Annotated in this window: 10 protein-coding genes; 3 read left to right on the top strand and 7 right to left on the bottom strand. The window is 61.6% G+C overall.

Annotated elements, in window-relative coordinates:
* From LDL37_RS05060 to fucP, 6 genes are all read right to left on the bottom strand, one after another.
* A partial coding sequence (locus LDL37_RS05060) for a UxaA family hydrolase (RefSeq protein WP_290795205.1) occupies positions 1–1104 on the bottom strand: 1104 nt, incomplete at its 3' end.
* Positions 1097–1405 (bottom strand): UxaA family hydrolase, encoded by a 309-nt coding sequence (locus tag LDL37_RS05055; RefSeq protein ID WP_290795203.1) that lies wholly within the window; start codon positions 1403–1405, stop codon positions 1097–1099. The genes LDL37_RS05055 and LDL37_RS05060, both read right to left, overlap by 8 nt.
* Positions 1406–1419: 14 nt before the next feature.
* Positions 1420–2427: an aldo/keto reductase gene (locus tag LDL37_RS05050; protein ID WP_290795201.1), complete on the bottom strand. Its 1008-nt coding sequence runs from the start codon at positions 2425–2427 to the stop codon at positions 1420–1422.
* A 167-nt stretch (positions 2428–2594) separates the two neighbouring features.
* The gene (locus LDL37_RS05045) at positions 2595–3374 is read right to left on the bottom strand and encodes an IclR family transcriptional regulator (RefSeq protein WP_013479394.1); all 780 of its coding nucleotides are present in this window, start codon (positions 3372–3374) and stop codon (positions 2595–2597) included.
* A complete protein-coding gene (locus tag LDL37_RS05040) occupies positions 3371–4225 on the bottom strand; it encodes an amidohydrolase family protein (protein WP_290795197.1) in 855 nt (284 codons plus the stop codon). Before LDL37_RS05040 ends, LDL37_RS05045 begins: the two co-directional genes overlap by 4 nt.
* A gap of 1 nt (position 4226) precedes the next feature.
* Positions 4227–5528, bottom strand: coding sequence for an L-fucose:H+ symporter permease (gene fucP / locus LDL37_RS05035; protein WP_290795194.1), 1302 nt, complete (start codon positions 5526–5528; stop codon positions 4227–4229).
* A gap of 275 nt (positions 5529–5803) precedes the next feature.
* Between fucP and LDL37_RS05030 the strand changes: the two genes are divergently transcribed.
* Positions 5804–6751: a Gfo/Idh/MocA family oxidoreductase gene (locus LDL37_RS05030; protein WP_290795192.1), complete on the top strand. Its 948-nt coding sequence runs from the start codon at positions 5804–5806 to the stop codon at positions 6749–6751.
* A gap of 144 nt (positions 6752–6895) precedes the next feature.
* Entirely contained in the window at positions 6896–7285 is a 390-nt protein-coding gene (cdd, locus tag LDL37_RS05025; protein ID WP_290795190.1) for a cytidine deaminase, read from the top strand.
* A 57-nt stretch (positions 7286–7342) separates the two neighbouring features.
* Here cdd and pyk read toward each other — a convergent pair whose 3' ends face one another.
* The gene (pyk, locus tag LDL37_RS05020) at positions 7343–8791 is read right to left on the bottom strand and encodes a pyruvate kinase (RefSeq protein ID WP_290795207.1); all 1449 of its coding nucleotides are present in this window, start codon (positions 8789–8791) and stop codon (positions 7343–7345) included.
* Between the two features lie 988 nt (positions 8792–9779).
* Between pyk and LDL37_RS05015 the strand changes: the two genes are divergently transcribed.
* The coding region (locus LDL37_RS05015; protein ID WP_290795188.1) for a hypothetical protein at positions 9780–10000 on the top strand (221 nt) is incomplete at its 3' end.

Here is a 10000-nt window from a genome sequence, read left to right as displayed (position 1 = left end):
GGGGGCGCCAGCGGCGACGGCCAGCACGCTGTCGATAATCTCCTGCCCGACCTCATCCAGCGTGGCGCGACCTTCCATGATCTTGCCGGCGTCGATATCCATATCCTCGCTCAGCTTGCGATAGGTGTCGGGATTGGCGCAGACCTTGATCACGGGCGAAATGGCCGAACCCACCACAGAGCCGCGGCCCGTGGTAAACAGGGTCACGTGTGCGCCACAGGCGATCAGTTCGACGATTTCCGCATTGTCCGAGATATTGGGGAAGCCGAAACGCGGCTCACCGTCCGGCACCACATCGAGCAGGTAGAGCCCGCCCGTCGGCGGCAGATCACCGGGTTTCAGTATGCCGCAGATGGGTGCCGATCCCGACTTGGAATAGGCCCCCATCGACTTTTCTTCCTGCGTGGTCAGGCCGCCTTCGGCATTGCCCGGCGCGAACGACCCAAAGCCCATGACGGTGTAATAGGCCTCGGCCTTCTGCACGCAGGCTTCGAGTTCCGCCCCCAGTTCCGGCGTGACGGCGCGGCTGGCCATAATGGTTTCGCAGCCGACCAGTTCGCCGGTCTCCTCGAACACGCAGGCCGCCCCTTGCGCCCCGAACCAGTCGAAGGCACGACCAACCGCCGGATTGGCGGTGATGCCCGACGTGCCGTCCGAGCCGCCGCAGATGGTGCCGATGACCAGCTCTGACACCGCCATCTCGACCACCGGGGTCTGCGCGGCTACGGCTTGCAGCCGGGCCACGGCCTCAAGGCCCTTCTGAATGGTCGAAAGCGTACCGCCTGACTGCTGAATGACCAGGGTTTCGCACGGGCGGCCCGACGCCTCGATGGCGGCCTTCAGGCGCTCACGGTTGAAGCTCTCACAGCCCAAAGAGATCAGCAGCACCCCGCCGACATTGGGATGCGTCGTCACCGCCGACATCACCTTGAAGGCGTAGTCGTTGGGATAGCAGCCCGGAAAGCCGATCAGGTGCACCTCGCTGTCGTCGGACCTGGTGACGATCTGGCGCGCCACGTGGTGGGCGCATTCGACCAGATAGGCCACGGCGATGACATTGCGGATGCCCTTTCGGCCATCCGGACGCAGATAGCCCTTAAGCATGTGCACCTCCGGAGGCTTCGCGGGTGTGGGATGAGATGTAGTCGCTTTTCATATTGTGCATGTGGACGTGGCCACCCTTGGGCGTGTCTTGGGTCATCGAGCCGATCGGCGCGCCGTATTTGAATATCTTGTCCCCGGCCTTCAGATCACGCACGGCGACCTTGTGACCCACCTCGATGGCCTCGGTAATCGACAAAGCCTCGGCGCCCACCGTCACCACGCTGCCCGCTGCGATCGCCGCGCGGCACACCGCCACATTGTCAGAAGGGTGCAGTAAAATCAGGGGGGAGGGCAGGGACATGGACAGTTGAACTCTTACGCTTGTGAAACATCACCCGCCGGCGCATCGGCGCGCAGCAGACCGGCGGCTTTCAGGTCGTGCCACAGCTCGGCAGGGATGGGATGGCTGAACAGCTCGATATTGCGCGCCACCTGCTGCGGGCGGGCCATGCCGACGACGGTACTGGCCACGACCGGATGGAAGCCGGGGAATTGCAACGCCGCGGCGGCCAGCGGCACATGGTGGCGGGTGCAGACGGCCTCGATGTCGCGCACGCGGGTCAGGATGTCCGTCGGCGGGGCCTCATAGTTGAAGTGCGCGCCTCCGGCCAGCAGGCCTGAATTGAACGGGGCGGCCGCCAGAACCGACACACCGCGCGCCGCGCAGCGTTCAAACAGGCCGTCCAGCGGCGTCTGCTCCAGCAGGGTGTAGCGCCCGGCCAGCATCAGGACGTCGATATCGGCTTCGGCCATAACCAGATCGCAGATGGCTGTCTCATTGACACCCAGCCCGATGGCCTGCGTCAGGCCCTGCGCCTTCAGTTCGTGCAGGGCGCGCAGACCGCTGCTCAGAAAAGCGGCGAGGTGTCGGGCATGGTCGCTGCCGTGGGTTTCGACCCCCAGATCGTGGACCAGCAGCATGTCGATGCGTTCGCGCATCAGCCGCTTCTGGCTGTCCTCAAACGACCGCATCACGCCGTCATAGCTGTAGTCGAAATGCTCATCGAAGGGGTCGCCATCGACAAAGCCGTGGCGTTCGGTGCCGGGCGGCGGGGCGGGGATAGGGGTCAGGACGCGCCCCACCTTGGTGGACAGGGTGGCGTCAGCGCTCAGGTCGGCGAGACGGCGCTCGGACAGGCCGTGTCCATAGCGCGGAGCGGTGTCGATATAGGCGATGCTGCCGTCCGTTACAGCCCTGAGCGTCGCTGCCGCCGTGGCGTCATCGACCGGGCGATACAGGTTACCGATGGCCGCCGCGCCGAAACCCAGCGCGCTGACCCGGACCTGTGTGCGGCCTATGGTATGGAGATCGCTGACTGGCACGGCGCATCCCTGTTCATTTTTAAAAATGATTATCGCTTATGAAAAAATATGTATAGCCGACGTAGTGCCGACGCAAGAGGCCTCAGACGCGATTGCGCCGAGCGCGCGCATTTTCCTTTTCGCTCATGAAATCAGCGCGCTGCCAATTTTCAAATCAGGCGAAACGCCTATCCACCCAGCGTGCGCGACAGCGCCGCCGCCGTGCCTTTCAGGCGCGCCACCGTGTCTTCGAGGCTCAGGCAGCCGTGCGTCTTCAGCCAGGGGATGGTCATGGCGGCGATGACTGTGGTGTCGTTCATCACCGGGCAGGAGACGTCCAGCACACCATCGACGAAATCGCTCTTGGCCTGCACATAGCCCTGATGCAGGGCGCGTTCGGCCACGGTTTCGAACAGTTGCCACTCCTGCGGCGTCGCCGTGCCGCGCAGCATGTGCTTCATCTGCTCCTTCAGCTTGGGCGGCTGAAACGCATAGAGAACGAGGCCGGAGGTCGATTGCACCAGTTGCCGCTGATAGCCGACACGCACCGAAAAGCCGAGATCGCCCGGCGCTTCGATGCGGGCGATGACCACCATGTGATCGTCAGAGGCGATGGCCAGATGCACGGATTGGCGTACCTGTTCCGACAGGGCCTGCATCAGGGGCAGGGCCGAGGCCAGCAGGTTCTGGCTGGGGCCGCGGCTCATGCCCAGCGAGAACAGCTTGTTGGTCAGTTCCAGCCCGTCGCCCTTTTGCGATTGCGCCACATAGCCGCGGTTTTCCAGCACCTGCACCATGCGGAACAGTTCGGACACCGAGCGGTCCAGCCGGTGCGAAATCTGCGACAAGGTCATGGGCCGTTTGTTGGCGGCCAGAAGCTCCAGCACGTCCAGCCCCTTCTCAAGGGCGGGTGCGCGGTATTTCATAGCCTTTTCACCGTCGCTGTGACGGGTATCTTCGCTGATCATGGGACCCCCTGTAGGTCATAAATTCTTTTTGCATTAGTGAAAAAGATGGCCTGACGCTCTGGCGGCGTCAATGGGTTTAATTGGTCCTCAAGCCAGTGTTTCCATTTTTGCCAGTCGCCGTTAAGGCGCACCACCGGCCAGTCAGAGCCGAACAGCAGGCGCTGCGGGCCAAAGACGGTCAGCAGATGCGCCACATAGGGGGCCGCCTCATCGAAGGGTTGATCGGTGCGCATCTCGGTAAACAGGCCCGACAGTTTGCACACCACATTCGGGTGACGCGCGATGGCGGTCATGGCCTCGGTCCAGTCGCGCGTCGCTTCGGACTGCGTCGGAGTCGTGGCGATCGGGGGCTTGGCGGCGTGGTCGATCACGATGCGCAAATCCCGATAGCGCTGCGCCACCGCCTCTATGGCTGGCAGATGGCGCGTAAAGACCAGCGCATCAAAGACCAGCCCCGCCGCCTGCATGGCCGACAGGGCCGGGCCGACGTCCGGGCGCACAATCCAGTTGTCGTCAGACAGGCCCTGCAACATCGGGCGCAGGCCCTTGAGTTTGGGGTGGTGGGCCAGTTCGGCGACCCGTGCCGCCGCCTCCGGGGCCGACAGGTCGGTCCAGCCGACAACGCCGAGAATCAGCGGATCGGTTTCGGCGAGGCGGAGCAGCCACTGCGTATCGGCGTCTGACGGCTGCGACTGCACGGCCACCGCGCCGTGCAAATCTTCGCCGGCCGCCGCGCGCAGGTCCGCCGCCGCAAAGTCACGATAGATGGCCGTCAGGTCAGGCGTCGGCCATTCAAAGCCGTGGCGCCCGACCTGCCACAGGTGGAAATGGGCGTCGATGACCGGGGACATCTTAGTGACCGGTCATCTGTACGGGGCCCGTGGCGTCCTTCGGCGCGCGGAAGGCGTAGAGGGCGATCACCGCGAAGCACACCGCCGTGACGGTAAAGGCCGTGCGGATATGGCTGTGATCGGAGATGAAGCCCATCACCGCCGTCAGGACCGCCCCGCCGACAATGCTCATCACCAGCAGCGACGAACCGGTCTTGGTCAGGTTGCCGAGCCCGGCGACCGAGGTGGCGAAGATGGTCGGGAACATGATCGACATGAAGAAGCTGGAGGCCACCAGCGCCCACAGACCGTTTTCACCGCCGCTGACAACAGCAAACAGCATCAGGCCGATATTGACGAGGGCAAACAGGCCCAGAATCAGGGTCGGACGCACCTTGGTCATCAGGCCCGTGCCGATAAAGCGACCAACGGCAAAGGCGATCAGGGTGTAGTAGAGATAGGTGGCTGCCACCTTGTCGGTCAGGCCCATTTCGCTCTGCGCATAGCGGATCATATAGCTCCAGATACCGACCTGAGCGCCGACATAGAAGAACTGCGCCATGACGCCGAACATGAAGCGTGGGCGTTTGAGCAACTGAACGACCGACTGGAAGAAGCCGACCTCTTCGCCGCTGTCTTCGTGGGCGTTTTGCGTGGCGGCCGCCGGGAATTTCGACAGGAAGACCAGCAGGGCCCACAGGAGCACGACGCAGCCGATGACCAGATAGGGCCCCTGCACCGCCTTGACTTCCGAAATGTAAAAGGCCTGACGCGCGGTGTCGGTCATGGCGGCGAGCGCGGTTTCATCGTGTTCGATACCCGACAGGATGAAGTGCTGACCGATGAAGATACCGGACAGCGCCCCCAGCGGGTTGAAGCTCTGGGCCAGGTTGAGGCGGAAGGCGGCCTTGTCCGGCGAGCCCAGAACGGTGATCAGCGGGTTGGCGGAGGTTTCGAGGAAGGCCAGACCCGAGGCGATGACGAAAAGCCCGCCAAGGAACCAGCTATACTGGTGATTGTCGGCGGCCGGATAGAAGATGAAGGCACCGGCGGCGTAGAGCAGCAGGCCCACGACCACGGCGGTTTTATAGCCCAGCTTGCGCATCACAAAAGCAGCGGGCAGGGCCAGCAGGAAATAGCCCATATAGAAGGCCGACTGCACCAGACCCGATTGCAGGTCGGTCAGCACAAAGGCCTTTTTGAACTGCGGAATCAGCACGTCGTTGAGGTTATTCGCCACACCCCAGAAAAAGAACAGGCTGGTAATCAGGATCAGCGGCCACAGGCTTTTCAGGCCCCGGCCCGGCGCGGTTTCGGAGGTCATGTGCGTTTCTTTCCCATTATGCCCGGATCATGCTTACCGGGCGTCTTGCGCGCAAGGCACCACATATGAAGTCGGTTGTCAAATATGAAATGCTGCACCTGACACGGTGCAAAAAAGCCGGGCCTTTGACAGATCAGGCAGGCGTGATATGGGCGTTGTCAGCAATTGTCCGGGTAATGGCTTAAATTATCATATAAATATTGCCGAAAGCGTTTCGGCCATGATAACGAAGCCGCCCAAGGTAAACTTAGGCCAAATTTAAGCAGGAAGCGTCCATGTTCGGGAAAAAAAAGGTCAAGCCGCTGAAGATCGGTCTGGTGGGGCTGGGCAAGATCGCTGTCGATCAGCACATACCATCGATCCGCGCCAACCCGGCGCTGGAGCTGGTGGCCGGGTGTTCGCCCAATGCCCGCCCGGATGGCGTGACCGCTTACGATTCGCTGGAAGAGATGCTGGCGGCCCACCCGGAAATCGAGGCCGTGGCCATCTGCACGCCGCCGCAAATCCGGCATAAGATCGCCAGGCAGGTCATCGCGGCGGGCAAGCACGTCTTCCTTGAAAAACCCCCCGCGGCGACTTTGGGCGAGGCTGAGGCCATTGCCGATCTGGCGCGCGCCAGGGGCGTGACGGTGCTGGCCAGTTGGCATTCGCGCTATGCGCCGGCGGTGGAAACGACGCGCCAATGGATCGCCGGGCGCAAGATCAAATCCATCCACGTCGTGTGGAAAGAAAATGTGCGTCAGTGGCATCCGGGTCAAAAATGGATCTTCGAAGCCGGCGGCATGGGCGTCTTCGATCCGGGCATCAATTCGCTGTCTATCCTGACGCGCATCGTGCCGGAAAAGGTCATCGTCAAAAAGGCTGACCTGCACATTCCGGTCAATTGCGAAGCCCCGATTCAGGTCGAGATGGACATGACGACCGAAAGCGGCGTCGCCATTCGCGCCGATTACGACTTCCTTCAAACCGGCATCCAGACCTGGTCGATCTTCGTTGAGTCCGAAAAGGGCGAAAAGCTGGAACTGAGCATGGGCGGCACCGGCCTTGCCATCGACGGCAAGGAGATCATGAAGGAAAAGGAAGCCGAATATCCTGGCCTCTATGCCCACTTCGAAAAGCTGGTGCGCGCGGGTCAGTCGGACGCCGACTTCTCGCCGCTGCGCATCGTCGCCGACGCCATGCTGCTGGGCAAGCGCATCGACGCCCCGGAATATATTGAATAGCGCACAGTGAAACGCGCTGCGTTTCACTGTGGACTAAATATAGTCAGCTCAGGTCTCGGGGCGGCCCTTCGACCTGAGCTGGCTTTTTTTGTAGATATTTATTGTGACTGGTGACAAGCTCTGCGCCCATAAACGGAGCCAGACTTGTCTCACGATCTGTTTGAAGCGGCCAAGGCCGCAGCGGCCTTCAGCCATTCCCCCTATTCCGGTTTTCCCGTCGGTGCGGCCATTCGCACGCCGGACGGGCGTGTTTTCAGCGGCGCCAATGTCGAAAACCTCGCCTTTCCGCAGGGCTGGTGCGCCGAAACCTCGGCCCTGGCGCAGATGATCATGGGGGGCGCGAAAGAGGTGGCCGAAATCGCCATCTTCGCCCCCAAAAAAGCCGCCTGTCCGCCCTGCGGCGGCTGTCGTCAGAAGCTGGCCGAGTTTTCCGACGGCTCGGCGCAAATCCATTTGTGCGATGAGACGGGCGTGGCTCAGACGGTCACGCTGGCCGAGCTTTTACCCATGATGTTCCGGACGGAGCTGTCATAAAAAAAGCCCGGCAGGTGATCCCGCCGGGCTTTTGGTTTTGCGAACGCCAAACGGCGATCAGCCTTCGAATTCCGGCTCGGTCATGGCCGTGCGGGTCACCTTGGCGACGCGCAGGGCGTTGGTCGAGCCCGATTTGCCGAAGGGCATACCGGCGACGATGACGATGTCCTGACCGGGTTCTGAAATGCCTTCGGTACGGGCGATCTGATTGGCCACCTGCACGGTTTCCGACATGGAGTGCGTCACAGGGGCGGTCTTGGCGTGCACGCCCCAGGTCAGGGCGAGGCGACGCGCGGTTTCCAGATTGGGGGTCAGGCCCAGAATCGGTGCCGTCGGACGCTCACGCGCCACACGCAGCGCCGTGTTCGCCGAATTGGTCAGGGCGACGATGGCTGAGGCCTCGATGGTTTGCGCCACCTGACGCGCGGCGGCGGCGATGGCCCCCGACACGGTCTTTTCCGTTTCCGGACGGCGGCGATCGGTCTGCATGCGCCAGTCGCCGTCCTTTTCGACGCGGCCGACGATACGATCCATGATGGTCACGGCTTCGACCGGATACTGACCCGCCGCGGTTTCCGCCGACAGCATGACCGCATCGGCCCCGTCATAGACGGCCGTGGCCACGTCCGAGGCTTCGGCGCGGGTGGGGGTGGGGGCCGAGATCATGGATTCCAGCATCTGGGTGGCGACGATCACCGGTTTACCCAGCGCGCGGGCAGCCTTGATGATGCGCTTTTGCGCCAGAGGCACCTCTTCGGGGGGCAGTTCGACGCCAAGGTCGCCGCGCGCCACCATGACGGCGTCGCTGAGGGCGAGGATTTCTTCGAGATTATCGAGCGCCTGCGGCTTTTCGAGCTTCGACAGCACCCAGGCGCGGCCATTGATGATGCCCTTGGCCTCGATCACGTCTTCCGGGCGCTGCACGAAGCTAAGGCCGATATATTCGACACCGCGTTGCAGGGCGAATTCCATATCGGCGCGGTCTTTTTCGGTCAGGGCCGGGATCGGCAGGACCACGTCAGGCACGTTGACGCCCTTACGGTCCGACAGGCGGCCGCCGGTAACGACCACGGTTTCCAAGTGGTCTTCGCGCACATGGGTGACGCGCAGCTTCAGCTTGCCGTCGTCAAGCAGCAGGTGCGAACCGATCTGCGCCGCCCCGATGATTTCCGGATGCGGCAGGTTGGCGCGCGTCAGGTCGCCGGGGGTGGGGTTGAGGTCGAGGCGGAAGGTCTGACCCGGCGTCAGCACGATAGCGCCGCCCATGAAACGACCGACCCGCAGCTTCGGCCCCTGCACATCGGCCAGAATGCCGATCGGACGACCGGTCTTGGCCTCCAGATCGCGGATCAGGTCGATATTGCGGCCGTGGTCTTCGTGGCTGCCGTGCGAGAAGTTGAGGCGGAAGACGTCGGCTCCGGCCTGAAACAGTTGAGCCAGCATGTCGGCATTGGACGAGGCGGGGCCGAGGGTGGCGACCAGTTTGGTGCGGCGGCGACGAAGTATTTTCAAAGGACCAACTCTTCTTGGAACAGGGACGTCAGGCCTTCGCCGGCTCGGATGCGCCGCCTTAAGGCTGTCGTCTTTTGTAATGCCTTATGTGTATCCGAAAGGTGTATTTCGGTCAGAAGGCTTTAACATCCGCGCGTGTCGTGTGGCATTGGGACGGCTCTGGGCGGGCTCTTGTTCCCCCGAACCGCGCGTCTTGGGTTCGTGCAGACCAAAGTCGTGTTCTGTCCCCTGGGTCAAGTCACATTTTGAGTAACAAACCGCCGTGGTTTGACACAGCGGTCAGACGGTTTGCGCCGGTTGACCTCTGAGTCGGCTCTCCATGTCTGTGCCGTTCACTCTTTTGCGCCGTGTGACAGCGAAAACGCCTGCCGCCCTCTGGGCGGAAACGAAATTGCAAATAACTCAGACATAAAATCAGCCAAATAGCCCTTTTTTGAGAGCAAGGGGTGGGCTGTATTGTATTTCATAAGAGAAAATACGCAAAGGTTGTGCTGGGGTTCTAAGGCGGCATAAATCGAGTAAAAAATAAAAATGCTATAAATCAGTATATTGAATCCCATCCGTATAGTCTGGTTATTGAGGAAGGTTTATTCCTTGAAATCAGGAATAAAAAACGACGTTACGTTCTGCAACTGTGGCGATTATGCAATGGTGAGCATATTACCGCGTTTTCTTGTCATATAATATTAGGCAATCATATGATTTATGATAACGCTATCATCAGAGTCTGGGCCGTAGAGGCGCATCCTTTCGGGTGGCCTCAACCATAATCCAGACCTGTGCTCAGGCAGGGAAACGCAAAAGCCAGCCATAGTCGCCGTGTTGACCGCAAAGAACCGTCACGGGGTGCGATGAGAGGCTCAATAAGGCCAGTGACGCCAACCTGACCGGACGCACGGGGTGCGCGGTTTGCCATCCCCGGCATAGTGCCAAACGCCTGCGGCTCAAGGAGGGGCCCCGGCGGGACATGAGGGAGACAGTTATGAAACAATCGAAATTCGCACGCCTGTCGGCGGGCGTCTCGGTGATGGCGCTGGGCGTTGCGGTGATGGGCTTTGCCCTGCCCGCCGTGGCCCAGACGACTACGGGTGAGGCCGATGTGACCGAAGTCATCGTCACCGGTCAGCGCGCCCAGATCAAGACGGCCCAGAAGCTGAAAAAAGACGCCGAAGTCGTGGTGGACTCGGTGACTGCCGTTGATAT

Origin of the sequence: Asticcacaulis sp., from assembly GCF_020217185.1 — a bacterium.
Classification (GTDB): Bacteria; Pseudomonadota; Alphaproteobacteria; order Caulobacterales; family Caulobacteraceae; genus Asticcacaulis.
This window is presented reverse-complemented; position numbering and strand designations above follow the sequence as displayed.

Excerpts from the sequence above, each read along its gene's own strand:
- LDL37_RS05055 (WP_290795203.1), bottom strand. The coding sequence starts at position 1,405 with ATGTCCCTGCCCTCCCCCCTGATTTTACTGCACCCTTCTGACAATGTG.
- LDL37_RS05045 (WP_013479394.1), bottom strand. The coding sequence starts at position 3,374 with ATGATCAGCGAAGATACCCGTCACAGCGACGGTGAAAAGGCTATGAAA.
- LDL37_RS05040 (WP_290795197.1), bottom strand. The coding sequence starts at position 4,225 with ATGTCCCCGGTCATCGACGCCCATTTCCACCTGTGGCAGGTCGGGCGC.
- fucP (WP_290795194.1), bottom strand. The coding sequence starts at position 5,528 with ATGACCTCCGAAACCGCGCCGGGCCGGGGCCTGAAAAGCCTGTGGCCG.
- LDL37_RS05030 (WP_290795192.1), top strand. The coding sequence starts at position 5,804 with ATGTTCGGGAAAAAAAAGGTCAAGCCGCTGAAGATCGGTCTGGTGGGG.